General features: G+C 71.0%; 23 protein-coding genes. 10 read left to right on the top strand and 13 right to left on the bottom strand.

Annotated features, from left to right (window positions below):
- Positions 1 to 105 precede the first annotated feature (105 nt).
- Positions 106 to 513, top strand: coding sequence for a CoA-binding protein (locus ACFWM2_RS11110; protein WP_383276205.1), 408 nt, complete (start codon positions 106 to 108; stop codon positions 511 to 513).
- Positions 514 to 1,182: 669 nt separating this feature from the next.
- Positions 1,183 to 3,132, top strand: a complete 1,950-nt coding sequence (locus ACFWM2_RS11115) for an amino acid transporter (protein WP_383276207.1) — start codon at positions 1,183 to 1,185, stop codon at positions 3,130 to 3,132.
- A 30-nt stretch (positions 3,133 to 3,162) separates the two neighbouring features.
- On the opposite strand, the gene ACFWM2_RS11120 is transcribed toward ACFWM2_RS11115, so the two are convergent.
- Genes ACFWM2_RS11120 through ACFWM2_RS11130 form a run of 3 tightly spaced genes read right to left on the bottom strand, consistent with a single transcriptional unit; the run spans position 3,163 to position 5,304 of the window.
- Positions 3,163 to 4,020, bottom strand: a complete 858-nt coding sequence (locus tag ACFWM2_RS11120) for an ABC transporter permease (protein ID WP_383276210.1) — start codon at positions 4,018 to 4,020, stop codon at positions 3,163 to 3,165.
- Positions 3,980 to 4,852, bottom strand: coding sequence for an ATP-binding cassette domain-containing protein (locus tag ACFWM2_RS11125; RefSeq protein WP_383276213.1), 873 nt, complete (start codon positions 4,850 to 4,852; stop codon positions 3,980 to 3,982). Before ACFWM2_RS11125 ends, ACFWM2_RS11120 begins: the two co-directional genes overlap by 41 nt.
- Positions 4,849 to 5,304, bottom strand: coding sequence for a MarR family winged helix-turn-helix transcriptional regulator (locus tag ACFWM2_RS11130; RefSeq protein ID WP_383276216.1), 456 nt, complete (start codon positions 5,302 to 5,304; stop codon positions 4,849 to 4,851). The genes ACFWM2_RS11125 and ACFWM2_RS11130 overlap by 4 nt, the downstream gene beginning before the upstream one ends.
- A 29-nt stretch (positions 5,305 to 5,333) precedes the next feature.
- Between ACFWM2_RS11130 and ACFWM2_RS11135 the strand changes: the two genes are divergently transcribed.
- Positions 5,334 to 5,495 (top strand): hypothetical protein, encoded by a 162-nt coding sequence (locus ACFWM2_RS11135; protein ID WP_383276219.1) that lies wholly within the window; start codon positions 5,334 to 5,336, stop codon positions 5,493 to 5,495.
- Between the two features lie 62 nt (positions 5,496 to 5,557).
- Here the strand turns inward: ACFWM2_RS11135 and ACFWM2_RS11140 are convergent, their stop codons facing one another.
- Positions 5,558 to 6,205: a TetR/AcrR family transcriptional regulator gene (locus ACFWM2_RS11140; protein WP_383276222.1), complete on the bottom strand. Its 648-nt coding sequence runs from the start codon at positions 6,203 to 6,205 to the stop codon at positions 5,558 to 5,560.
- Positions 6,206 to 6,359: 154 nt separating this feature from the next.
- Between ACFWM2_RS11140 and ACFWM2_RS11145 the strand changes: the two genes are divergently transcribed.
- Positions 6,360 to 6,920 carry an NADPH-dependent FMN reductase gene (locus tag ACFWM2_RS11145; protein WP_383276225.1) on the top strand — a complete coding sequence of 187 codons (561 nt, stop codon included), beginning with the start codon at positions 6,360 to 6,362 and terminating at the stop codon, positions 6,918 to 6,920.
- Between the two features lie 173 nt (positions 6,921 to 7,093).
- On the opposite strand, the gene ACFWM2_RS11150 is transcribed toward ACFWM2_RS11145, so the two are convergent.
- Complete coding sequence (locus ACFWM2_RS11150) at positions 7,094 to 7,465, bottom strand: ArsR/SmtB family transcription factor (protein WP_383276524.1); 372 nt, start codon at positions 7,463 to 7,465, stop codon at positions 7,094 to 7,096.
- A gap of 223 nt (positions 7,466 to 7,688) precedes the next feature.
- Here ACFWM2_RS11150 and ACFWM2_RS11155 point away from each other — a divergent pair, with 223 nt between their 5' ends.
- Positions 7,689 to 8,870, top strand: coding sequence for a cation diffusion facilitator family transporter (locus ACFWM2_RS11155; protein WP_383276527.1), 1,182 nt, complete (start codon positions 7,689 to 7,691; stop codon positions 8,868 to 8,870).
- Positions 8,871 to 8,952: 82 nt separating this feature from the next.
- On the opposite strand, the gene ACFWM2_RS11160 is transcribed toward ACFWM2_RS11155, so the two are convergent.
- Together ACFWM2_RS11160 and ACFWM2_RS11165 are read right to left on the bottom strand one after the other, a co-directional pair.
- Positions 8,953 to 9,510: a YbaK/EbsC family protein gene (locus ACFWM2_RS11160; RefSeq protein ID WP_383276228.1), complete on the bottom strand. Its 558-nt coding sequence runs from the start codon at positions 9,508 to 9,510 to the stop codon at positions 8,953 to 8,955.
- A 77-nt stretch (positions 9,511 to 9,587) separates the two neighbouring features.
- Positions 9,588 to 10,160 carry a helix-turn-helix domain-containing protein gene (locus ACFWM2_RS11165; RefSeq protein ID WP_383276231.1) on the bottom strand — a complete coding sequence of 191 codons (573 nt, stop codon included), beginning with the start codon at positions 10,158 to 10,160 and terminating at the stop codon, positions 9,588 to 9,590.
- Positions 10,161 to 10,252: 92 nt separating this feature from the next.
- On the opposite strand from ACFWM2_RS11165, the gene ACFWM2_RS11170 reads away from it, so the two are divergent.
- Positions 10,253 to 11,119, top strand: a complete 867-nt coding sequence (locus ACFWM2_RS11170) for an EamA family transporter (protein ID WP_383276530.1) — start codon at positions 10,253 to 10,255, stop codon at positions 11,117 to 11,119.
- A gap of 47 nt (positions 11,120 to 11,166) precedes the next feature.
- Here the strand turns inward: ACFWM2_RS11170 and ACFWM2_RS11175 are convergent, their stop codons facing one another.
- A complete protein-coding gene (locus ACFWM2_RS11175) occupies positions 11,167 to 11,997 on the bottom strand; it encodes an acyltransferase (RefSeq protein WP_383276234.1) in 831 nt (276 codons plus the stop codon).
- A 104-nt stretch (positions 11,998 to 12,101) separates the two neighbouring features.
- Here ACFWM2_RS11175 and ACFWM2_RS11180 point away from each other — a divergent pair, with 104 nt between their 5' ends.
- Complete coding sequence (locus ACFWM2_RS11180; protein WP_383276237.1) at positions 12,102 to 12,635, top strand: gamma carbonic anhydrase family protein; 534 nt, start codon at positions 12,102 to 12,104, stop codon at positions 12,633 to 12,635.
- Positions 12,636 to 12,732: 97 nt separating this feature from the next.
- Here ACFWM2_RS11180 and ACFWM2_RS11185 read toward each other — a convergent pair whose 3' ends face one another.
- The 3 genes from ACFWM2_RS11185 to ACFWM2_RS11195 form a co-directional block, all read right to left on the bottom strand.
- Entirely contained in the window at positions 12,733 to 13,395 is a 663-nt protein-coding gene (locus tag ACFWM2_RS11185) for a DedA family protein (protein WP_383276533.1), read from the bottom strand.
- Between the two features lie 102 nt (positions 13,396 to 13,497).
- Positions 13,498 to 15,072, bottom strand: a complete 1,575-nt coding sequence (locus tag ACFWM2_RS11190) for a carboxylesterase/lipase family protein (protein ID WP_383276240.1) — start codon at positions 15,070 to 15,072, stop codon at positions 13,498 to 13,500.
- On the bottom strand, positions 15,069 to 17,549 hold the full coding sequence (locus ACFWM2_RS11195; RefSeq protein ID WP_383276243.1) for a beta-glucosidase: 2,481 nt from the start codon (positions 17,547 to 17,549) through the stop codon (positions 15,069 to 15,071). Before ACFWM2_RS11195 ends, ACFWM2_RS11190 begins: the two co-directional genes overlap by 4 nt.
- Before the next feature lie 355 nt (positions 17,550 to 17,904).
- Here ACFWM2_RS11195 and ACFWM2_RS11200 point away from each other — a divergent pair, with 355 nt between their 5' ends.
- Positions 17,905 to 18,324, top strand: a complete 420-nt coding sequence (locus tag ACFWM2_RS11200) for a CBS domain-containing protein (protein ID WP_383276246.1) — start codon at positions 17,905 to 17,907, stop codon at positions 18,322 to 18,324.
- Between the two features lie 219 nt (positions 18,325 to 18,543).
- On the opposite strand, the gene ACFWM2_RS11205 is transcribed toward ACFWM2_RS11200, so the two are convergent.
- The gene (locus ACFWM2_RS11205; RefSeq protein WP_383276249.1) at positions 18,544 to 18,996 is read right to left on the bottom strand and encodes a DUF4442 domain-containing protein; all 453 of its coding nucleotides are present in this window, start codon (positions 18,994 to 18,996) and stop codon (positions 18,544 to 18,546) included.
- Positions 18,997 to 19,066: 70 nt separating this feature from the next.
- Between ACFWM2_RS11205 and ACFWM2_RS11210 the strand changes: the two genes are divergently transcribed.
- A complete protein-coding gene (locus tag ACFWM2_RS11210) occupies positions 19,067 to 20,038 on the top strand; it encodes a hypothetical protein (protein ID WP_383276252.1) in 972 nt (323 codons plus the stop codon).
- A gap of 66 nt (positions 20,039 to 20,104) precedes the next feature.
- Positions 20,105 to 21,127, top strand: coding sequence for a hypothetical protein (locus ACFWM2_RS11215; protein WP_383276255.1), 1,023 nt, complete (start codon positions 20,105 to 20,107; stop codon positions 21,125 to 21,127).
- 1,020 nt (positions 21,128 to 22,147) lie between these two features.
- Here ACFWM2_RS11215 and ACFWM2_RS11220 read toward each other — a convergent pair.
- A complete protein-coding gene (locus ACFWM2_RS11220) occupies positions 22,148 to 22,993 on the bottom strand; it encodes a spermidine synthase (RefSeq protein WP_383276258.1) in 846 nt (281 codons plus the stop codon).
- Between the last annotated feature and the right edge of the window lie 58 nt (positions 22,994 to 23,051).

Raw genomic sequence — 23,051 nt, forward strand, 5'->3', positions numbered from 1 at the left:
AAACCGCCGCACCCTCCGTCCGCCAGGGGAATCTTCGCGCTCCCCGCGCTGTTGCCCGGCTGAAGGTTCATGACCGCAGAGCACAGGGACCCAAGGAGGCCGACCGTGTACGGCGACCCGGCAACGATCCGCAAGATCCTCACGGAACTCGGCGACACCTGGGCGATCGTCGGTCTGTCGTCCAATCAGCAGCGTGCCGCGTACGGCGTCGCGGCCGTGCTCCAGCGGTTCGGCAAGCGAGTCGTCCCGGTCCACCCGAACGCCGAGACGGTCCACGGCGAGCAGGGCTACCCCTCGCTGTCCGCCATCCCGTTCAAGGTCGACGTCGTGGACGTGTTCGTCAACAGCGATCTCGCCGGGCCCGTCGCCGACGACGCCGCGGCCATCGGCGCGGAGGCCGTCTGGTTCCAGCTCGGGGTCATCGACGAGAAGGCGTACGAGCGCACGCGTGCCGCCGGCCTGGAGATGGTCATGGACCGCTGCCCGGCCATCGAGATCGGGTCCTTGCGCTAGGGGGTGTCGTCGCCCCGACCACCGCAACGTCGTCACGCCGACCGCGCCGTCGCCGGTGGCCGTTGACCAACGGGAGGACCGCGGAGGACCGCGGAGGGGACGACGTCGAAGGCCACGTCTCGCCGCTGACCCGCCCTTGACGCCCCACCCGCGGGTACCGGCGGCCGACCGCGCATCCCTCGGACGGCGCATCGGGGCGACCCCGAGCACGGCCTTCACGACTGCTCCCGGCCGACCGCACCCGTAAGGGCCCGGACCCGGACCCGGCCTCCCGAACGGACCCCGCAGACGCGGGCCCCGACCTGCCCTTCACACTCCTCCGGAGCCCGTCCCTACCTGCCGTTCACCCACCTCCAGAGCGTCCCGGCCTCCCGCTCCCGCCCCTCCAGAGCCCGTCCCTATCTGCCGTTCACCCACCTCCAGAGCGTCCCGGCACCTCGCGCTCCCACCCGTCGGAGCCCATCCCGAGCCGCCGATCACACCCCACCGGCGCCGTTTCCCGGCCTGCCGATCGCGTGCCCGGTGATGACAATGGGCGGACGGACGGGCGGCGGCGTTTCTCCCCCGTGCGGAACCACCTGAGCCCGGGATCACCGACCGCACCCGCCGGCCCCAACGTCCGTGTGCGGACCGCGCTCCCCTGTTCGGCAGCACGTCAGGAGCACACGGATGGCCCGCACCGACCACGCCCGCACGCGTCGCCTGCGCGCGTGGATGCTGGAGGGCCTGTCCGACATGGGCAGGACCCCACAGGGGCCGCACGCCCCGCCGGAACCCGTGCACCAGGGACAGCGGTGGTGGCGGGTGATGTGCCTGACCGGCGTCGACTACTTCTCCACCCTCGGCTATCAGCCCGGCATCGCCGCACTGGCGGCCGGGCTGCTGTCGCCGGTGGCGACCATCGTGCTGGTGATCGTCACTCTGGCCGGCGCGCTGCCGGTGTACCGGCGGGTGGCCGAGGAGAGCCCGCACGGCGAGGGCTCGATCGCCATGCTGGAGCGGCTGCTGACCTTCTGGCAGGGCAAGCTCTTCGTCCTCACCCTGCTCGGCTTCGCCGCCACCGACTTCCTCATCACCATCACCCTGTCGGCGGCCGACGCCTCCACCCACCTGGTGGAGAACCCCCATCTGACCGGCGCCCTGCACGACAAGCAGATGCTGATCACGCTGGTACTGGTGGCCCTGCTCGGCGCCGTGTTCCTCAAGGGCTTCCTGGAGGCGATCGGCATCGCCGTCGTCCTGGTGGGCATCTATCTGTCCCTGAACGTGGTCGTCGTGGTGGTGGGCCTGTGGCACGTGGCCACCGCCGCGCACGTGGTCACCGACTGGGGCAGCGCCCTGACCACCGAGCACGGGAACGTCCTCGCCATGGTCGGCGTCGCACTGCTGGTCTTCCCGAAACTGGCCCTCGGCCTCTCCGGCTTCGAGACCGGCGTCGCCGTCATGCCACACGTACAGGGCGATGCGGGCGACGCCGAGGAGAAACCCACCGGCCGCATCCGGGGCACCAAGAAGCTCCTCACCACCGCTGCCGTGATCATGAGCGTCTTTCTGATCACGACCAGCTTCATCACCACGCTGCTGATCCCGGAGAAGGAGTTCGATCCGGGCGGCCAGGCCAACGGCCGGGCGCTGGCGTATCTGGCGCACGAGTACCTGGGCAGTGCCTTCGGCACGGTGTACGACGTGGCGACGATCGCCATCCTGTGGTTCGCGGGCGCCTCCGCCATGGCCGGGCTGCTCAACCTGATGCCCCGTTACCTGCCGCGTTACGGCATGGCGCCGCACTGGGCGCGTGCCGTGCGCCCCATGGTGATCGTCTTCATCCTGGTGGCGTTCCTGGTCACCTGGATCTTCGACGCGAGCGTGGACGCCCAGGGCGGCGCGTACGCCACCGGTGTGCTGGTGCTGATCAGCTCCGCCGCCATCGCCGTCACCATCGCCGCGCGCAAGGCGGGACAGCGCCACTGGACCGTTGCCTTCGCCGTCATTTCGGCGGTCTTCCTCTATACGACCGTCACGAACGTCGTCGAGCGCCCCGACGGCGTCAAGATCGGCGCCTGTTTCATTGCCGGCATCATCCTGGTCTCTCTCATGTCCCGGCTCGCCCGCGCCTTCGAGCTGCGGGTCACCAGCGTGCATCTGGACACCGTGGCCCAGCGGTTCGTACGGGACATCGCCAGCCGCCGGATGCGATTCGTCGCCAACGAGCCGGACAACCGCGACCTCGCCGAATACCGCGAGAAGATCGAGCAGATCCGGGCCGACAACGACGTCCCGCTCCAGGAGGACTTCGTCTTTGTCGAGGTCACCGTCCTCGACCCGTCGGAGTTCGAGGCGACGCTGACCGTACGCGGCGAAGTCCTGCACGGCCGCTATCGCGTGCTGACCGTGGAGTCCTCCTCCGTCCCCAACGCGATCGCCGCCCTGCTGCTGCACGTCCGCGACACCACGGGCCACACGCCGCACATCTACTTCGAGTGGACCGAGGGCAACCCGTTCACCAACTTCCTGCGCTTCTTCCTGTTCGGCCAGGGCGAGGTCGCCCCCGTGACCAGGGAGGTGCTGCGCGAGGCCGAGCCCGACCGCTCACGCCGGCCCCGCGTCCACGTCGGCTGAGTCCCGCGGGGTGCCGGCCCCGGGTCCGGCTCAGCGAGCCAGTCGGCCCAGCAGGGAGGAGGCCGCGGCGATGCCCAGTGCCGCCGCGACGACCAGGACGGCGTAGTCGAGGGCGAGGTGCGAGGGCGTGCCGAGCAGGAGTCCGCGCAGGGCGTCCACCTGGTAGCTCAGCGGGTTGGCCTTGCTGATGACCTGGAGCCAGCCCGGCATCACGGCCACGGGGTAGAGGGCGTTGGATCCGAAGAAGAGCGGCATCGTGATGGCCTGGCCGATGCCCATCAGACGGTCGCGGGTGAGCACGATGCCCGCGATGGTCATCGACAGACAGGCGAAGAAGGCGGACCCGAGGACGACGGCCACCGCCACGCCGAGCAGCCGCAGCGGGTTCCACGTCATGCCCACACCGAGCAGGGCCGCGATGACGATGACGACGACGGCCTGGATCAGCGCCTTGACCCCCGCCGCGAACGCCTTGCCGGTGATCAGCGCCGACCTCGGGGTCGGTGTGACCAGGAGTTTGGTGAGAATGCCGGCGTCCCGTTCCCAGATGATCATGATGCCGTAGAAGATGGCGATGAACATCGCGGACTGGGCGATGATGCCGGGCGCGAGATAGTCGATGTAGGGGATGCCGCCGGTGGGTATCGCCTTGATCCTGGTGAACGTCTCACCGAAGATCAGCAGCCACAGCGCCGGCTGCACCGCCCGGGTGTAGAGCTCGGTGCGGTCGTGGCGCAGCTTCTGGAGTTCGACCGCGCACATCGCGGCGACCCGGGCGGGCAGCAGCAGCCAGCCCGTACGGGCCCGGGGCGGCGTCAGGAGCAGGTCGAAGCCCGGGCGGGCGTGGTCAGCCGACACGGGTTGCAGTGTTGCGGGTGCTTCGGACATCGCGGAAGTCTCCTGCCTGGTCGTCGAGGCCGCTGCCGGCAAGGTCGCGGAAGACGTCCTCCAGCGAGGGCAGTGCGGCGCCCGCCTCCAGCGCTGTGGCACCCGCCGCGGCCCGCAGCCGCTCGCCGAGCCCGGAGCGCAGTTCACCGGGCGTGCCGAGGGCGCGGATACGGCCGTGGTGCATCAGCGCGACCCGGTCGCAGTACTGGTCGGCCTCGTCCATGTAGTGCGTGGTGACGAGCACGGTCATGCCGGTCGCCGCACGCACGGCGTTGATGTGGTCCCACACACTCGTCCTGGCGATCGGGTCGAGGCCGATGGTCGGCTCGTCGAGGATCAGCAGCCGGGGTGCGCTGACGAGCGCCTGGGCCAGTTCCAGGCGGCGGACCATCCCGCCGGAGTACGTCTTGGCGAGCCGGTCGGCCGCGTCGGTGAGGTCGACGGCGGCCAGCGCCTGGGCGACCCGCTCGGCGCGCTCACGCCGCGAGACGTCGAAGACGCGGGCGAAGAGCTCCACGTTCTCCCGTCCCGTGAGTCCCGAGTCAGCGGACAACTGCTGCGGTACATAGCCCAGCAGCCGGCGTACCGCCATGCGCTCCTTCGCGGCGTCGTGGCCGAAGACGCGGATCCGGCCGGCCGGGACCGGCAGCAGGGTGGTGATGCAGCGGATCGCCGTGGTCTTGCCGGCGCCGTTGGGACCGAGCAGCCCGAAGACCTCGCCGTCGTGGACCGTGAGGTCCAGTCCGTCGATCGCCTTCGTCGCGCCGAAGGCGTAGGTGAGTCCGGAGCAGGCGACGGCCTCGGGGGCCTCGGCAGTTGGGTTCCACTTCATGTCTCGTCGGCCTCCTCGTGAAGGTGCGCGGCCAGGTTCCGCAGGGCCGGAAGTGCCGCTTCCAGTGCCGCGCGGTCGGTCTCGTCCAGGCGGTCGACCTGGCGGCGGACGAGCGCCGCCCGCCGCTCCTGCCAGTCGCGCAGCCGCGCTCGGGCGGCCGGCGTGGGCAGCAGGCGTGCGGCACGCCGGTCGGCCGGGTCGGTCTCGCGCACCAGAAAGCCGTCCCGCGCCAGCTGGTTGACCAGTGTCGACACCGAATTGCCCGCCAGATACAGCTCCTTGGCCGCCTCCGACACCCCGATGCCGGGCTGGGACGCGACGAGACGCAGCAGATCCACCTCGGCGCCACGCAGTCTCGGGCCGGTCACACCGCTCCGAAGCCGACGCCGGATCAGCCGCTGCACACCGGCCAGGGTGTGGGCCAGATCATCGGCGAAGCTCTCCGACTCCATGTTCCGAGACTATCTCTGTATCAGAGCTAATGAGGGAAAGGGAGGGTCAAGAGTGGGGACGGGCGGCTCGTTCGGCGCCCGCTGCCGCAGTCGATCCGATCGCGGAGCAGGTCGGCGTGGCGGGCGTCGTGGGCATCGCGGGCGTCGCCGTCGTACTCCTCGACCATGTGGAGGAACACCCCGCGCAGTGACACCGTGCCGCGCTCAACTCCGTTGTCCGGCCTCGGTTCTCCGGCCCCCGGGCGTCGTCAGGTCACGACGTGTAGCGGGCCACGAGGTCGTACCAGCCGGATTCGAGGCGATCGAGGGAGAGCCCGCGCCGGGTGAGCAGATGGTGCACCAGGGTGGGATCGAGATAACCCAGCAGGGTGTGCGCGACGAGTTCGGTGTCGCCGGCCGTCCGTGCCTGGCGCAGCAGGAGGGTGACATGCGTGAGCCGCAGAACGTACGCGGGTGAGGTGTGGCGGCGCCCCGACTCCGCGTGGGCGGCCAAGTAGAGGTCGCGGTGGGTGTGTTCGTGGCGGATGACGGCCGCCCCGAAGGCCCGGAGCCGCTCCAGGGCGGGGGCGTCGGGTCCGAGCGGCGCGGGGCCGGTCAGGAATCGCGTCTGGAGTTGCCGCTCGTGGTGGTCCAACAGGGCCATCAGCAGTCCGGTGCGGTCACCGAACCGCCGGAAGACCGTGCCCTTGCCGACCTGGGCGGCCAGGGCGACGGCCTCCATGGTCAGGTTGGCGGCTCCCCGCTCGGCCGCCAGTCGGGCGGCCACCTCCAGCAGACGCGAGCGGTTGCGGGCGGCGTCGGCACGCAGGTGGGGCGGCTCGCCGACCGGCGTCAGCGCGAGGTCCCGCCGCCCGTCCGGGGTGTCGTGCGCTGGGGGCGAGGACGACAGGGGCGAGTTCATGAACGCAGCGTAACGCTCGAAGAGGAAAGTGGACCATGGTCCGGATGGGTGGTAGGAAAGAGAACGGACCCTGGTCCGGTTATCCGGGGACCGCTTGACGAACAGCATTGCGTCACCCCCGCTCCCGACCGCATCCCCCCTTGGAGTCCCCGCCATGTCTGTACGTATCCTCGCGCTCGTCGGCAGCCTTCGTGCCGGTTCGCACAACCGTCAGCTCGCCGAGGCCGCCGTCAAGCACGCCCCCGAGGGCGTTGAGATCGAGCTCTTCGAGGGGCTGGCGGAGGTGCCCTTCTACAACGAGGACCTCGACGCCGAAGGCTGCGCGCCGGCCACGGCCGTCCGGCTGCGCGCCGCGGCCGGAGAGGCCGACGGCTTCCTGCTCTTCTCGCCCGAGCACAACGGCACCGTGACGGCCGTCCTGAAGAACGCGATCGACTGGCTGTCCCGTCCGTACGGCGCAAGCGCGTTCGGCGGCAAGCCGGTCGCCGTGGTCGGCACCGCGCTCGGCCGGTTCGGCGGCGTCTGGGCCCAGGACGAGGCCCGCAAGGCCGTGGGCATCGCGGGCGGCGCGGTCCTGGAGGACGTGAAGCTCTCCATCCCCGGCTCCAGGATCCGCTTCGCCGAGACGCACCCCGCCGACGACGACGAGGTCGTCACCGGTCTCACCGAGGTCATCCAGCAGCTCACGACCCAGGTCGCGGCCGCCACCGTCTGAGCCCCGAACACCCTTGAGTGGGACGGCAGTTGCGCCGTCACACCACGGTTCCGGCCGGGCACACGACACCCTTCGGCCGACCCCGGGCGATGTGGGCGCAGCGGCCCAGCCCGTGGGAGGCCGGCGAAGGCTTCACCGCCCGGTACTGGACGGCGGCCCTGCGGCCCCCGCCTTCAGTCGTGCGCCGGCCGGTCGCTGAGCCGGTGGTCCGCCAGGTTGAGTGCCTCGTCCACGACCCGGCGCAGATGCCCGTCGCGCAGCGAGTAGACCACCCGGCGCCCTTCCTTGCGGGTGCTCACGAGGCCCGCGAGGCGGAGTCGGGCCAGATGCTGACTCACCGCGGGCCGGGCGGCGCCGCACACCTCGGTGAGCGTCGTGACATCGGCCTCCTGACCGGCCAGGGCGTGCAGCAGCGTGAGCCGGGTGCGGTCGCCGAGCAGAGCGAGGAGTTCGGCGGCCAGCGCGAACTGCTCCTCGCCGGGAGTCCCTGGATGCGAGTCCTCACCAGAGGCGCCGACAGCGGCCGAGGCATTGTCGGGCGGGATGTCGACCGCCGCCGGCGCGGGCGCGGGCTCGTCGCCCTGTGGCGCGTCCGCCTCGCTCCGCGTGCGCGGCTGCGCATCGTGCGCAGGTGATAGGTGCATGCGTGCGCTCATACGCACATAATGGGTTCCGGACGTCGGCGCGTCCACTCCACGCGCACCGAAGGGGACCCACGTGAGCGACGAGCACGACGGGCACGACCGCAACCCCTCCCAGAGCGGGCACATCCACGAGGGACACGGCCAGGAACACGAGGGTCACGGGCACGACCCTCACCGGCACGACCTCCAAGAACACGGGCCCGCCCACCACGAGCACGGCCCGGGACACGGGCACGATCACGCGCACCCCCACGATCACGCGCACCCCCACGCGCACGACCATCCTCCGCGGAGCGACCACCGGCACGACCACGGATCCGCACGCCCCCTCGCCCGGCTGCGCCACCTCCTCGCCCCGCACTCCCACGAGACCGCCGACAAGCTCGACGCGGCCCTGGAATCATCGGCGCGCGGGATGCGGGCGCTGTGGGTCTCGCTGCTCGTGCTCGGCTCAACAGCCCTGGCACAGGCGGCCGTTGTCGCGGTGTCCGGGTCGGTCGCGCTGCTGGGAGACACGGTGCACAACGCCGCGGACGCGCTCACGGCCGTACCGCTGGGGATCGCCTTCGTCGTGGGCCGGCGCGCGGCGAACCGCCGCTTCACCTACGGCTACGGCCGGGCGGAGGATCTCGCGGGCCTCGCGATCGTGCTGACGATCGCCGCGTCGGCCGCCTTCGCGGCCTGGTCGGCGGTCGACCGGCTGCTGCACCCGCGCCCCCTGCACCACGTCGCGTTGGTCGCCGTGGCCGCGGTCATCGGCTTCGTCGGCAACGAGTGGGTGGCCCGTTACCGGATCCGGGTGGGCCGCGCGATCGGCTCGGCTGCGCTCGTCGCGGACGGACTGCACGCCCGCACCGACGGTTTCACCTCGCTCGCCGTCCTCGTGGGTGCCGGCGGCGCGGCCTGCGGGTGGCAACTCGCCGACCCCCTGGTGGGGTTGGCGATCACCGCCGCCATCGCCCTGGTACTGCGCGATGCCGCCCGCGAGGTCTTCCGGCGCGTGATGGACGCCGTCGAGCCGGAGTTGGTGGACCGGGCGGAGCAGGCGCTGCGCGGGGTACCGGGCGTGCAGGGGATCGGCGAGCTGCGGCTGCGCTGGATCGGGCACCGGCTGCGCGCCGAGGTGGCCGTGGAGGTCGACGGCGAGGCGAACGTACGGGAGGCGCACCGCATCGCCGTCGAGGCCGAACACGCCCTGCTGCACGCCGTACCCAAGCTCACCGCGGCCCTGGTCCACGCCGATCCGGCGCCCGCGCCGGGGGAGACGGACCCCCACCTCCCCCTCGCTCATCACGCGACCGTGTGACCCGACGCGAACGGCCCTGCGCCCGGGCCACCGGCCGTGCGCCCGTGAGCCGACGCGACCGGGCCGCCCGTCGTGCGCGGGATCAGACGACTCCCAGCCCCTCCAGCACCACGGCGTTCGGCAGCTGGGCGAGGGCCTTGCCGGGCACCAGCAGCTTCCCGCGCCGCCGTCCGCTGCCGACCAGCACATACGGCAGATCGACGACCGCCGAGTCCACCAGCACGGGCCACTCCCCCGGCAGCCCGAGGGGCGTGATGCCGCCGTACTCCATCCCGGTCTCCCCGGTCGCGGTGTCCATCGGGGCGAACGACGCCTTGCGGGCACCGAGTTGGCGGCGCACCGCGCCGTTCACGTCGACGCGGGCGGCGGAGAGCACGACGCAGGCCGCCGGCGTGGTCTCGCCGCCCCGCTTGCCCGCGACGACCACGCAGTTGGCGGACCGGTCGAGCAGGTCCTTGCCGTAGTGCTCCAGGAAGACGGGGGTGTCCGCCCACTCCGGACGCGTGTCGACGTACACGATCTGCTCGGCGGGAACGCTGCCGCTCCAGCGGCGGACGGCCTCGGCGACCGGGGCGGTGAGTTCGTCGAGGCAGTCGGGGGCGGGCGTGGCGTGGTCGAAGTCTCCGAGTGGTGCGCGCATGACGGCACGCTAACAGTCGTACGAGAGGCTCCCGCCGGACGTTCCGAGCGGTGGTACGCGGAGGCCCAGCGGGTGCCTCAGTGCACGGGCGGGACCGACACCGTCATGATCATCTCCATCGGCACGTCGCCGTAATTGCCGTACGTGTGCGGGGCGTTGGCCTCGAAGGAGACGCTCGCTCCCGCGGGGACGCGGTGTTCGGCGCCGTCGACGACGAGGGTCAGCTCGCCCGCCGTGACATGGACGAGCTCGACCGTGCCGGCGGGATGCGGGTCGGAGGGGCTGTCCTCGCCGGGCATCAGCCGCCAGTCCCACATCTCCAGCGGGCCGGGCGCCTCGGTACCGGCGAGCAGCCGGTTGTAGCTGCCCGCGTCGGTGTGCCACAGCCGTACGGCCTGGTCGGCCGGGACGATCCGGACCTTGGGCCCCTGCTCGTAGTCGAGCAGGGTGGTGATGCTGACCCCGAGGGCGTCACCGATCTTGACGACCGTGCCGATGCTGGGGTTGGTCCTCGCCTGCTCGATCTGGATGAGCATGCCGCGGCTGACTCCGGCGCGTGCGGCGAGCGTTTCCAGGGTGAAGCCCCGCTCGGTGCGCCACCGCTTGACGTTGCGCGCGAGGGACTGGGTCAGGAAGTCGAGGTCCGACACATTCCGTCCAATATTCTGGATGACAGAGTTCAGTCTACTGAACTACGGTGGGGTGCACCGGATTGTTCACTGCACTGTACTGCGAGGCCACCATGACAGCACTCTTCGCCCTGGCCACCAGCCTCCTGTGGGGGCTGGCCGACTTCGGCGGCGGGCTGCTGACCCGGCGGATGCCGGCGCTCACGGTGGTGGTCGCCTCGCAGACGATCGCGGCGACCGTGCTCGGCATTGTCGTCTTCGCGACCGGCGGCTGGCGGGAGGCCGGCCCCCAGCTGTGGTTCGCCGTGGCGGCAGGGCTGGCCGGGCCGGTCGCGATGCTGGCGTTCTACAAGGCGCTGGCGCTCGGTCCGATGGGCGTCGTCTCCCCGCTCGGCTCCCTGGGCGTGGCCGTCCCGGTCGGCGTCGGCCTGGTCCTGGGCGAGCGCCCGGGAATTTTGCAGTTCGCGGGCATCGCGGTCGCCGTCGTCGGTGTCGTGCTCGCGGGCGGCCCGCAGCTCAAGGGCGCCCCCGTCCAGCGTCAGGCGGTCCTGCTCACCCTGCTCGCGGCGTTCGGTTTCGGCGCGGTCATGTCGCTGATCTCGGAGGCCTCGACCACCGTCACCGGTCTCTTCCTCGCCCTGTTCGTGCAGCGTGTCACCAACGTGGTGGCGGGCGGCACCGCACTCTTCCTCTCGGTGCGCCGCGGTGCCGAGGCGCTCCCCGAAGGCAGCGGCATGACCCTGATCCGGCACTCCCTGCCCGCCCTCGCCTTCGTCGGCCTCGCCGACGTCGCGGCCAACGGCATGTACGCGACGGCAGCCCGCTACGGCCCCGTCACCGTGGCCGCCGTACTCGCCTCGCTCTACCCCGTCGTCACGGCCCTGGCCGCCCGCGGCGTCCTCAGTGAACGCCTGCGCGGAATCCAGGCCGCGGGCGCGGGCCTGGCGCTGGTCGGCACGGTGCTGCTGGCGACGGGCTGAGCGGGGACCGGCTGCCGACGGGCTGCCGACCGGCCGCAGGTACGGCGTCAGGACTCGGCGCGTACGTCCCCCGCGGCCTCGGTGTCGAGTTCGTCCAGCTCGGCGAGGCCGGCGACCGCCTCCGCGTCGAGGTCCGACAGCGCCAGCAGCTGTTCCGGGGTGACGCCGTCGGGAATCGGCACGGGCGCCGGGGTGCGCAGCGGCGGCTGCCAGCCCTGCACCGGATCCCATCGCCGTACGACCTTCGCCGGGGCGCCGGCGACGACCGCGTGGTCGGGGACCGTGCCGCGTACCACCGCTCCCGCGGCCACCACGACGTTCCGCCCGATCCGTGCCCCCGGCAGGATGACCGCGCCCGTCCCGATCCAGCAGCCCGGCCCGATGGAGACGGGGTCCATCCGCGGCCACTGCTTGCCGATGGGCTGGTGCGGATCGTCGTACGAGTGGTTCGTGGACGTCACGTAGACATACGGGCCGAAGTAGCAGTCGCTGCCGATCGTGACCGTCGTGTCGGCGATGACATGGCTGCCGCGGCCGAGGACCACCCCGTCACCGATGCTGAGGATGGGGTCCGGTCCGAGGTCGAGGTCGGGCATCAACCCCGCGGTCAGAGTGACCTGTTCGGCGATGATGCAGTGCGCGCCGAGATGGATCCAGGGTTCACCGAATACGGTGCCGAGGGGGAAGGCCAGTCTGGTACCTGTTCCCATCGCGCCGAAGCGGAGCCGTCCCGGATGCTCGGCCGTGACCGCGCCCGTGCGCTGCGCCCAGGCCCAGCCCGCATGGACGACGCGCTGGGCGAGGCGGCGACGCCATGATGAGAACGTGTTCTTGCTCCTGGGCACCCGCTCACGGTACTCACCGTGCCGCGCGGTCATGAGGCGGAGCCCCTGTGATCTTCACCCCACCCGGCCGTGCCGGGCCGCCGCCCATCGCTTACGGTGCCGGTACCGACGGGCCATCGACGAACGAGGAGGGTGCGATGACGCACCAGGCGCTGATCGCAGGGGTGGGCGGCAAGGATCCGAAGGTGGATCCGGAGGCGTTCGCGGCGCCGACCTCCGTCGTGCTCGGCGAGGTGACGCTGCACCCGGGCGCGAGTGTCTGGTACGGCGCCGTGCTGCGCGCCGACTGCGGTCCGATCGTCATCGGTGCCGACAGCAACATCCAGGACAACTGCACGCTCCATGTCGACCCCGGCTTCCCCATCACGGTCGGCGAGCGGGTCTCGATCGGGCACAACGCCGTGGTGCACGGTGCCACCGTCGAGGACGACTGTCTGATCGGGATGGGCGCGACCGTGCTCAACGGGGCGGTGATCGGCGCGGGTTCGCTGGTGGCGGCGCAGGCGCTGGTGCCGCAGGGCATGCGGGTACCGCCGGGCTCGCTCGTCGCGGGCGTACCCGCGAAGATCAGGCGGGAGCTGACCGACGAGGAGCGCGAGGGCATCTCGCTGAACGGCACCCTGTACGTGGAGCTGGCGAAGGCACACCGCGCGGCGCACGAGGAGAGCTGAGCGCTTCGGGGAGGCGCCGTCGGAGGGCTGCACCCGCAGGCGCGGCGTGCCGGGACCTGACCCCGCCGGGGGACGGGTCGCACGCTGCCGGGGGGACTCAGTCGGCGGCGGGGGCCGGGGCCGGTACGGACTCCGGCTCGGCCGCCGCGGCGTGGGCCGTCGCCTGCTTCGTCTTGCGCCGGACGATCAGCAGCGAGGTGGCCCCGATGAGCAGTGCCGCCACCAGGCCGAGCCAGGAGAAGCGCTTGAGCCAGGACTCCGCGACCACACCGACGTAGTAGATGACCGCCGTGGTGCCGCCGGCCCAGATGATCCCGCCCAGGACGTTGGCGATCAGGAACTTCCAGTACGGCATCCGCAGCACACCCGCGAGCGGGCCGGCGAAGATGCGCAGCAGGGCGACGAAGCGGCCGAAGAAGACCGCCCACATGCCCCATTTCTCGAAGGACCGCTCGGCGGTGGCGATGTGCCCTTCGCTGAAGTGCTTGGGGAACTTGCCGCCGAGCCAGGCGAGCAGCGGGCGTCCGCCCTTGCGGCCGATGGCGTATCCGATCGAGTCGCCGACGATCGCGCCCAGGCTCGCACACGCTCCCAGGATGACCGGGTTGATGCCGGCGTGCTGCGAGGAGAGCAGCGCGGCCGAGACCAGGACGATCTCGCCGGGCAGCGGAATGCCCAGGCTCTCCAGGCCGATGACCAGCGCCACCAGCGCGTAGATGCTGACCGCGGGCACCGTCTCGAGCCACTCCTGGACGTGCAACGCCGGTTCCTCCGTATCGCTGTGCATGAGGCGGGCGTGACGCGCACCGCGTGATCGCCCGGCGTGCGCTCCCCCTGGGCACACGCCGGGCAGCCTACCCGTTCACACCGCGGGAACGGAGTCCCAGAGGTCGCAGCGATGGGCTCCGTGGACGCCGATGCTCACGGTGTTCCCGCCCGCGGCGGCCGTCTTCAGCGACAGGACACGCCTGGGTCCGGCGGGCATAGCGGGCTGCCCCGCGGCCCGCGGGACCCCGTCCCGGACGAAGCTTCCCCAGTACTGCACCATCTCGCGCGACAGCCCGCGCTGCTCCGTGTTCAGCGGCGAATCGAGACCGAAGTGCTTGAAGAGGTACTGCACCTCGTTCACATGGGTCGCGCCGAAGTCGAAGTCCGTGTGCAGGTTGCGCAGCGAGGCGAAGGGCGGTGCGGAGCGGTCGGCGAACTCGTAGGAGTAGACCGGGCCGCGCGCCGCCAGCACGCCGTCCAGTCGCAACGCCGGGCAGGCCATCAGGTAGTCGCCGAAGGCCGTGCCGTAGGCGAGGGACGGCGAGGGGTACGCGGAGAGGGGGTAGCGCCGCAGGACCCGCTCGCCGAGGTCCGCTCCGAAGACGGCCCTGACGGCCGCGGGGTACCGCTCGGCCGTGAGCGGGGTGCCGTTCGCGTCGAACCGGCCGAAGGCGAAGAGCCGGCCCTCGTCCTGGTTCGCGCCGTTCAGGATCGGCACCCGGGCCGCCGCGCCCCGCGCATACGCCTCGAAGGGCTGGACGGGCAGGAAGTCACCGCCCACCACGGGCCCCCAGTCGAAAGCGGCCTGCGCGGCGAGGATCTGCGCGGCCGGCCTGCCCCGCAGACAGGCCAGGGAGAGGCCGGGGCAGCCGGCCTTCTCCGCGAAGGCCGCGCCGTCCGCGACGGCCCCCCGGTGCATCCGGCCCGCGCAGTCGCCGTATGCGCCGCTCTCGACAATCCCCGCACGGTACAGCCCTGTTGAGGTCGGCGAGGCCAGCTGGGTGCAGACCGAGCGTCCGCCCGCCGACTCGCCCGCGATGGTGACGCGTCCCGGATCTCCCCCGAAGCGTCCGATGTTGGCGGCCACCCAGCGCAGCGCGGTCTGCTGATCGAGCATCCCGAAGTTGCCCGAGACACCGTCGCGCGTCTCCCGGTCGAGCGCGGCCGTGGCGAGGAAACCCATCGCCCCGAGGCGGTAGTTGACGGTGACCACGACCGCGCCGGTCCGCCGTGCGAAGGTGTCGGGCACGACGTCCTCGCCGGCTCCCGCGGTGAGGCCCCCGCCGTGCAGCCAGACCATCACCGGCCGCCGCACGGCACCCTGGGGGACGTACACATTGAGATCGAGGCAGTCCTCCGTGTGGCTGGGCCGCTCGTATCCCGGATCCCAACTCGCCGTCTGCACACAGCGGTTGCCGAAGCCCCGTGCGGTGCGCACCCCGTGCCACGGTTCGACGGGCCGCGGCTCCCTCCAGCGCAGGGCGCCGACCGGGGACTCGGCGTAGGGGATGCCGAGGAACTGCCGTCCCTCGGCGGTGGTCTCGCCGCGCACCCAGCCCGCCCGGGTGCGCACCAGTGCGGGGTCCGCCGCCGCCTGCGCGGGCGTCGGCAGGGGCGCGACGAGGACGGCGGCGAGAGCGACGAGCACGCCCGCGAGGCGACGTATCACGAGGTCACCTCCGCGGTCGTACGCAGCCGCAGGTCGCGGGAGGACGAACCCACCCAGACGGTACGGCGCCCCGTGCCGAGCACCCACGCGTGCCGTTCCGCGTCCCACGAGGACAGCGTGCGGCCGGTGACGGTCACGGTGACCCGGCGCCGCTCCCCCGCCCGCAGTGCGAGGCGCCGGTACCCGCCGAGCACCCGGACGGCCTGGTCGAGCCGGAGGTCGGGCGAACGGCCCACGTACACCTGGGCCACCTCGATGCCGTCCCGCCGCCCGGAGTTGTGGACGGTGAAGCTCACGGCGAGACCGCGCCGGTCCTCCCGTACGCGCAGGCCTTCATAGGCGAACGAGGTGTACGAGAGCCCGTGCCCGAAGGGGAACAGCGGCCGCACGTCCTCGGCGTCGTACCAGCGATGGCCGACTTGGATGCGCTCCGAGTACTCCTCGACGCCATCGCCGCCCGGGTAGCGGAGCGGATCTCCCGCGACCGGGTGATGGGCGTCGTCGACCGGGAAGGACTGGGTGAGCCGGCCGCCCGGATCGCAGTCGCCGAACAGGACGGCGGCGGTGGCGGCCGCGCCCTCCTGGCCGGGGTAGTACATCTGGAGCACGGCCGCGGTCCGCGCCAGCCAGGGCATCGAGGTCGACGACGAGGTGTTGAGGACGACGGTCGTACGGGGGTTCGCCGCGGCCACCGCCTCGATCAGCCGCACCTGGTGACCCGGCAGAGCGATCGTGGTCCGGTCCTGGCCCTCGGTGGCGTCCTCGTAGGCGAAGAGGACGACGCTGTGGGCGGCGCGCGCGGCCCGGACGGCCTCGGCGACGTCCTGTGCGCGGGTCACGCCGGTGCTGCGCCGCAGCCGGAACAACTGGCCGTGGTCCCCGCCCTTCGCGGTGATCTCGACCCGATGGGCGCCCTTCGCGAGGGTCAGTGCCTTGCGGCGCACCGACAGGCCGTCCGGAGCGGCCGAGATCAGCCCGCCCTGGAAGTACTCCCCGACTCCGGGCAGCACCGGGAAGAGGTCCTGACCGTCGAGGAGCACCCGGGGGCGCTCGCCGGAGTAGTGGATGACGAAGGTCCACTCGTCGGCGTCCGCGACGGTGAGCGAACCCTCGTACGTCCATGTCTTCCCGGCGGCGACGCCCTGGGCCTCGGTGTTGATGCCCCGGCCGAGCGCGCCCTGGGGGATCGGCTTGCCGTAGAGGTCCTCACCCAGCGCGTACGTCACCCGGGCGCCGCGTCCCGCGCGGGACCTGATGGCGTCGAGGGGGCTCTCGACGCGGTCGGGGACGACGTGCGCGCTGCCGCCGCCGCTGACGAACGGGAGGGTGCCGGTGGGCCCGACGACGGCGATGCTGCGGGCGGCGGCCCCGGTGAGGGGCAGGGCGTCGTGTTCGTTGCGCAGGAGTGTGGCGCCGGCCTTGGCCACCTCCAGGGCGACGGCGGCCCCCGCGCCGGCATCGCGGGCCGGGCGGGGCGGTGCGGTCCCGTCGAGCAGGCCGAAGCGGTCCATCATCGCGAGGACGCGGCGTACGGCGCGGTCGACGTGTCTCTCGGGCACGCTGCCGTCGCGCACCGCGTTCTTCAGCGCCGTACCGAACCAGGTGCCGTCCGGCATCTCCATGTCGAGCCCCGCGGCGAGCGCGGCGGCGGTGCTGTGCGCGGCGAACCAGTCGGTCATCACCCAGCCCCCGAAGCCCCATCGGGTGCGCAGGATGTCGGTGAGCAGGTCCCTGTTCTCGCAGGCGAAGGTGCCGTTGACCTTGTTGTACGCGCCCATGACCGCGCCGGTGCCGGCGTCGACGGCCGCCTCGAAGCCACGCAGTTCGACCTCGTGCATGGTCTGCTCGTCGACCCGCACGTCGACGGACATCCGGTCCTTCTCCTGGTTGTTCATCGCGAAGTGCTTGACCGTGGCGATCAGGCCCTCGCCCTGGATCCCGCGGATCTCCGCCGCGACCAGATCGCCCGCGAGCAGCGGGTCCTCGCCGAACGTCTCGAAGTTGCGGCCGCCGTAAGGAGTGCGGATGAGGTTGACCATCGGGGAGAGCAGGACGTCCTGGCCGAGGGCGCGGCCCTCGCGGCCGATGACCTGGCCGAAGCGGCGGGCGAGGTCCGGGTCGAAGGCGGAGGCGAGCAGCACGGGCGCGGGAAGAGCGGTGGCGTGCTCGGTGACGCGGACGCCGGCGGGGCCGTCGGCGAGGCGCAGCGGGGGGATGGACAGGCGGGGGACTCCGGGCACGTATCCGGCCTGGCCGAGCGAGTCCGGGTCGGTGGCGCCGTGAAGCAGGGAGATCTTCTCGTCGAGCGTGAGCTCGGCGATCAGGCTCTCCACGCGGCGGCCGGCTCCGGCTTCCGGTCTGCCCTCGCCGGCCGCGTGTGCGGGGGCCACGGCGCCGGTACCGGTGGCCGCCGCGGCCACGGCGACGGCACCGCCCAGCAGCCGCATGGCCGATCGGCGGGAAAAGGTGTGGGACATGGGCCGTCACTCCTTCTGTGCGCGGACACGTCGTTGTGGACCGCGTGTACACGTGCCAACGGCAGCCGTGTTCGGCCCTTGAACGCACTATGCGTCAGGGCCGACTTGACACGCCGTCAGGCACCACGGGTACGGCGCGAAAACTATGACCGGTGGTGACTCGTGTCAATGAAGTGAACAGAAACGGCGGGCCGGCCGACAAGAACCGAAGGGGACTCGGCTCTGAAGAGCACGCCTCGCCGGGGGCATGCGGGGATACCGCTCGCACGACGCGTGCCCCCTGCCCTCAGGGGTACTGGAAGGGTCCAGCGGCGGCCGCCGCGGCCGCCGGACGTGCGACCGACGGAGAGCCGCGATGACCCAGAAAGTCCACGAGATCATGACCAGCGCACCCGTCTCGGTGGGACCGCTCACCGCGGTCACCGAGGTGGCGCGGCGCATGCGTGACGAGAACATCGGCGCCGTACTCATCACGGAGGGTGACGAGCCGCGCGGGCTGGTGACGGACCGTGATCTGGTCGTGCGTGTGCTCGCCGAGGGCAGGGCTCCCGGCGACACGACCGTCCAGGAGGCGTGCAGCCCGGGCCTCGTCACCGTCACACCCGAGGACGAGGTCGACCGGGCCATCGAGCTGATGCGCGAGCACTCGCTGCGCCGGCTGCCCGTCGTCGAGGACGGCAAGGCCGTCGGCATCGTCGCTCTCGCCGACCTGGCAATGGAGCGCGATCCGTCATCGGCACTGGGGGACATCAGCGCCGCGGCGCCCAATACGTGACCGCAGCGGGAGTCGCGCCGCGGGGCCTTCATCCGGGGCACGGGAGCCGTGCCGCGGGGGCTTTCACCTGGGGCGCAGGGCCGCGACCCTGTGCTTTCACCGGGGGCGGAGGCGCCGTCACCTGGGCGAAAGCACTGTCACCTGGGCGAAAGCACTGTCACCTGGGCGAATGCGCCATCACCCGGAGGCAAAGGCGCCGTGCCGCCCGGCGGAGGTTGCTCAGCTGTTCGGGCGGAGCGTCCAGACGACCGTCATCTCGCCGGTGACGGCCCCGTCCGCCCGCTGAATGGCGACCGCGACGGGGAACTCCGGGCGCTGACCCGCGTCGAGCTCGGCCACGACGTCGGCAGCGGGGCGGCCGAGGGTCGCGGTGGCGGTCACCGGCCCCATCGCGAGCTTCTTGTACGCGATATCGGCGCGGACGGCGAGCGGTACGGCACGCGAGAGCTGGTCCCCGAACGCGGCCAGCACGATCGCCCCGCTCGCCGACTCGCCCAGCGTGAACATCGCGCCGGCGTGCGGTCCACCGACGTGGTTGTGGTACTCGCCCTGGTCCGGCAGGGAGACCACGGCCTTCTCCGGACCGGTCTCCAGGAACTCCAGCTTCAGGGTCCTGGCCATCGGAACCGTGGCGGCGAGCATCTCGCCGATCGACATCTGGTCTGCGCTCATGCCGGAATGTTACCCACGGGTAGCTACCTTTGACCAGGGCCCGCGTGAGCCACCCGTATCGTTGCGCCCCATGTGGCCAGGAGAGCAGCCGCCAGGGGGCGCGCAAAACTCGCAGCAGGACGCCGGGGGCGGGCAGTCGAACCCGTATCAGCAGCCCGGCTATCAACAGCCGAATCCCTACGGGCAACAGGCGCCGTGGAACGTCCCGACGGTCCCGGCCGGCGCTGCGGCGCCGCCACCGACGGGCGGCGGCAACCGGACCGACCGCAGGACGCGGCTCGTGGCGATCGTCGCGGCGGCGGCCGTGGTGGTGGCCGCCGGAGTCACGGCGGGCTTCGTACTGCTCGGTGGCGGTGAGGACGACAAGGCGGGGCCGGATCCCACCAAGTCCGCCTCGCAGCAACCGAGTTCGAGTGACCCGCGCGGCACCGACGCCGACAAGCCGACCATCGCGGGCTGGAAGGTCGTGGTCAATCCCGACACCCGCATCGCGTTCGACGTACCCGCGGAGTGGGCGCCTTCTTCCAAGGACTGGGTCTCGTATGTCGTCGCGCACGACGACCCCGACGGCGAGCCGCTCATCGCCATGAAGGCGCCTGCGTTTCTCCAGGAGAAGTGGTGCGGATTCGATGACGACCTGGACGGCACGAAAGATTACTCGCCCCTCGGCGCCGCGGGCAGCAAGGGCAACAACGGCGCGAAGAACCCAGCGGAGATCGCCCGGTCGAACCCGCGGACGTGGGTCTACGGGATGTACACCCAGCCCGAGGAGTCGAAGGTCAAGTCGGGCCAGGTGACGCCGTACACCACGAAGTCGGGCATCAAGGGCAGCCTGGGCACCGCCTGGTCCACGGGTGTGGAGAAAACGAAAAAGTGCACCACGGACGGGAAGGCGACGACGTTCGCCTTCAAGGACTCGGAGGGGGACCTGGTCTCCTGGTCGTTCTACGGCCCCAAAGGCGTGTCCGACGAGGTACCGGACGCGACCGTGCGGAAGATCCTCAGCACCGTACGCGTCCGCGAGGAGCCGTCCGACTCCTGATCCGGTACAGGTCTGACGAGGGGCAGTGACCCAAACGTGTCACAGGCGGCACTAGGGTTACTGCCCATGTGGCCAGGACAGCAGCCGCCCGGGGGCGAGCAGAACCCGCAGGACCAGAACCCGAACCCGTACCAGCAGTCGGGGTACCAGCAGCCGAATCCGTATCAGCAGCCCGGATTTCAGCAGTCGGGACACCAGCAACCCACTCCGTACCCGCCGCAGCCGGGATCGGGGCAGTGGGGTGTTCCCGGCCCCGCCGGCGCGCCCGAACCGCCGCGCGGTGACGGCAAGACCACGAAGGTCGTCGCGATCGTGGCGGCAACTGCCGTGGTCGTCGCCGCTGGTGTCACCGGATTCCTGGTCCTGGGCGGCAACAAGGACGACAAGGCGGACAACGGCAAGGACGCGAAGGCGTCCGCCAGTGCGTCGAAGGACCCGAGTGCGTCGGCCTCCACCGGCAATCCGCGGGGCTCGGACGACGAGAAGCCGACGATCGCCGGCTGGAAGGTCGTCATCAACCCCAAGTGGGGTACGGCGTTCGACGTTCCGGCGGACTGGGAAGTCCAGTCCCCCGACTCGGGTGTCGTCTTCGAGGACGAGAGCAAGTCGGACCTCAAGCCGCTCATCAGTGTGTCGGCACCGGCTCTCTACCGTTCGAAATGGTGCACGTCCGACGACGACAAAGACGGCAGGAAGGATGACACGTCGCTGGCCGGCGTGGGAACCAAGGGCGCGAGCGGCGCCAAGAATACCGACGAGATCGCTGTCAACACGGTGCCCTGGTGGATCTTCGGCGGCTACACGCAGCCGGACAAGAAGAGCATCACCTTCGACAAGAAGGCTCAACCGTATACGACCAAGTCGGGCGTTGAGGGCAGCATCGCATGGGCCGAGTCGAACAATTCCCCGCAGAAGGGGAAGTGCGCGAGCGACGGCAAGGCGATCACCTTCGGCTTCAAGAATTCAGCCGGGGATTTCGTATCATGGAGCTTCTTCGGCGCCAAGGGCGTGAAGGACGAAGTCCCCAAATCCACCATCCTGCAGATCCTCAGTACCGTGCGCGTCCACGGGGACCCGACGGAAAGCTGAGGCCACTTCGCGTGTCAGGGCCAAATGCGACGTAAGGCTGTCAGCTCGGAGGAACCGAGAGCAACGGACGGTTGAGCGCCGAGGCTCACTTCGTTGCGAGGGTTGCTATCCATCGCCCGCGGTGCCGCTCGCAATTCCAACAGCGGAATCAGTTTCGCCACAGTGAGTGGACTTCGGCGCGACAATACGGCGCTCCCGGGAGAACGTAATTCTCGCGTGCGGTGTCCGGCCCGTCTGTAGAGAGCGGGCCGGACACCGCCAAGCAATGACACCGGTTTACCGGGGCAGACCGTCAGACCGAGCGAAGCGGAACATCACCGCTGGAGCGACTCTTCGCGCGTTCAGCAGACCTGTTTTCTGCACAAGGAACGCGCACTTCGTCGAGCCCGGAGGCTTCCGCTAGCCCCGCAGGTATCCGCGGTAGACCCAGTGCCCCGTGATGGCATCTTCGTCGACGTGACAGTCCGCAATGCACACCCAGGGGCTACCCGAAGAATTGGTGCAGTCCCAGTAAGCGTGCACCTGGTTATTCTTGTAAATGTAGTCGATTACTCGCGTGCTCGCCGTAATTCCGGAATGAACCGCGACCTTCTCCTCTGCGACTGTGTAATTCTTGGAAGTCGCGGAACACTTGATTGTTCCCGCCGAAGCAGTCCCCGCAGTTGCGATCGGAAGCGCGGCGCCAACGAGTGCAGCGGTAGCCAGCAATGACGCAAGGTGGTGTTTCCGCATTACAGCCCCTCCTTGGGATCCACTTGATCCCGGGGAATAGATGATGTGTCACGACAATGACACACTCAACCTATCTAAATTCCGCCTGACTCGTCAAACCGATATCCGCCGCGCCGAAAAGTGATTAACGTGAGGATTTAGGAACAACGAAGACTGTCTCAGCGCAGGCGGAAACTTGCGACGGTGTTACCCAGTCAAATCCAACCGCGGGAAGTCACTGCGTCAGGCCGAGCAGCTGTCAGCCCATCAGGGCGACGTCGCACAACAGCGCGCACAATCAAGAGTGGATCAGCCGATCCCGAAAGCCCCCGCCGGTGGCTCCGGGGAAGGGACCGCGTTCTCGTCGTGGACGGTGGCGGCGGTGCCGATGAACCGCTGGAGTGCGGGGCCGTGTTCCACGCGGGCGGGGAAGGCGTCGGAGGCGGTGCGGCGGGCGAGGGCCGCGGTGTCGAGGGGGCGGTGGGAGGCGACGAGCACCGCGTTGCCGAAGCGGCGGCCGCGCAGGACGCCGGGCTCTGCGATGAGCGCCAACTCCTCGAACTCCGTGGCGAAGGTGGCCAGTTGGGAGCGGAGGAAGGCGAACGGCGCCGCGTCGGCGAGGTTGGCCAGGTAGACGCCGTCGGAGCGGAGCACCCGCTCAGCGGCACGCGCGTACGCCGTGGAGGTCAGGTGCGCCGGGACGCGTGAGCCGCCGAAGACATCCGCGATGACGATGTCGGCGGAGTCGGGTGCGGCGGCCTCGAGCCAGCCGCGGGCGTCCGCGCCGTGCAGTGTGATGCCGGCGTCGTCGGGCAGCGGCAGGTGCTCGACGACGAGGGACAGCAGGCCGCGGTCCGCCTCCACCACGTCCTGCCGTGAGCCGGGCCGGGTCGCGGCGACATAGCGGGGCAGGGTGAGCGCGCCCCCACCGAGATGCAGTACGTCCAGCGCCCGCCCCGGTTCCGCGACCGTGTCCAGCACGTGGCCGAGCCGCTGGGCGTACTCGAACTCCAGGTGCGTCGGCGCGTCCAGATCGACGTACGACTGCGGCGCTCCGTCGACGGTCAGCAGCCAGGCCCGGCGCCGGTCGACGTCCGGCATCAGCTTGGCGGTCCCGTGATCCACGTCCCGCGTCACGGGTATCGACTCGTCCACGGCTCCATTGTGCCGCCCGAGGACGCCGGGTCGGGTCACGCACGGGGCTCGGCCCCGA

It is taken from the genome of Streptomyces sp. NPDC058371, assembly GCF_042723265.1.
GTDB lineage: Bacteria > Actinomycetota > Actinomycetes > Streptomycetales > Streptomycetaceae > Streptomyces.

What these genes read in the sequence shown, in the direction of transcription:
- ACFWM2_RS11115 (WP_383276207.1), top strand. Translation starts at nt 1,183, where the DNA reads ATGGCCCGCACCGACCACGCCCGCACGCGTCGCCTGCGCGCGTGGATG.
- ACFWM2_RS11120 (WP_383276210.1), bottom strand. Translation starts at nt 4,020, where the DNA reads ATGTCCGAAGCACCCGCAACACTGCAACCCGTGTCGGCTGACCACGCC.
- ACFWM2_RS11125 (WP_383276213.1), bottom strand. Translation starts at nt 4,852, where the DNA reads ATGAAGTGGAACCCAACTGCCGAGGCCCCCGAGGCCGTCGCCTGCTCC.
- ACFWM2_RS11130 (WP_383276216.1), bottom strand. Translation starts at nt 5,304, where the DNA reads ATGGAGTCGGAGAGCTTCGCCGATGATCTGGCCCACACCCTGGCCGGT.
- ACFWM2_RS11135 (WP_383276219.1), top strand. Translation starts at nt 5,334, where the DNA reads ATGAGGGAAAGGGAGGGTCAAGAGTGGGGACGGGCGGCTCGTTCGGCG.
- ACFWM2_RS11140 (WP_383276222.1), bottom strand. Translation starts at nt 6,205, where the DNA reads ATGAACTCGCCCCTGTCGTCCTCGCCCCCAGCGCACGACACCCCGGAC.
- ACFWM2_RS11145 (WP_383276225.1), top strand. Translation starts at nt 6,360, where the DNA reads ATGTCTGTACGTATCCTCGCGCTCGTCGGCAGCCTTCGTGCCGGTTCG.
- ACFWM2_RS11160 (WP_383276228.1), bottom strand. Translation starts at nt 9,510, where the DNA reads ATGCGCGCACCACTCGGAGACTTCGACCACGCCACGCCCGCCCCCGAC.
- ACFWM2_RS11170 (WP_383276530.1), top strand. Translation starts at nt 10,253, where the DNA reads ATGACAGCACTCTTCGCCCTGGCCACCAGCCTCCTGTGGGGGCTGGCC.
- ACFWM2_RS11175 (WP_383276234.1), bottom strand. Translation starts at nt 11,997, where the DNA reads ATGACCGCGCGGCACGGTGAGTACCGTGAGCGGGTGCCCAGGAGCAAG.
- ACFWM2_RS11180 (WP_383276237.1), top strand. Translation starts at nt 12,102, where the DNA reads ATGACGCACCAGGCGCTGATCGCAGGGGTGGGCGGCAAGGATCCGAAG.
- ACFWM2_RS11195 (WP_383276243.1), bottom strand. Translation starts at nt 17,549, where the DNA reads ATGTCCCACACCTTTTCCCGCCGATCGGCCATGCGGCTGCTGGGCGGT.
- ACFWM2_RS11200 (WP_383276246.1), top strand. Translation starts at nt 17,905, where the DNA reads ATGACCCAGAAAGTCCACGAGATCATGACCAGCGCACCCGTCTCGGTG.
- ACFWM2_RS11205 (WP_383276249.1), bottom strand. Translation starts at nt 18,996, where the DNA reads ATGAGCGCAGACCAGATGTCGATCGGCGAGATGCTCGCCGCCACGGTT.
- ACFWM2_RS11210 (WP_383276252.1), top strand. Translation starts at nt 19,067, where the DNA reads ATGTGGCCAGGAGAGCAGCCGCCAGGGGGCGCGCAAAACTCGCAGCAG.
- ACFWM2_RS11215 (WP_383276255.1), top strand. Translation starts at nt 20,105, where the DNA reads ATGTGGCCAGGACAGCAGCCGCCCGGGGGCGAGCAGAACCCGCAGGAC.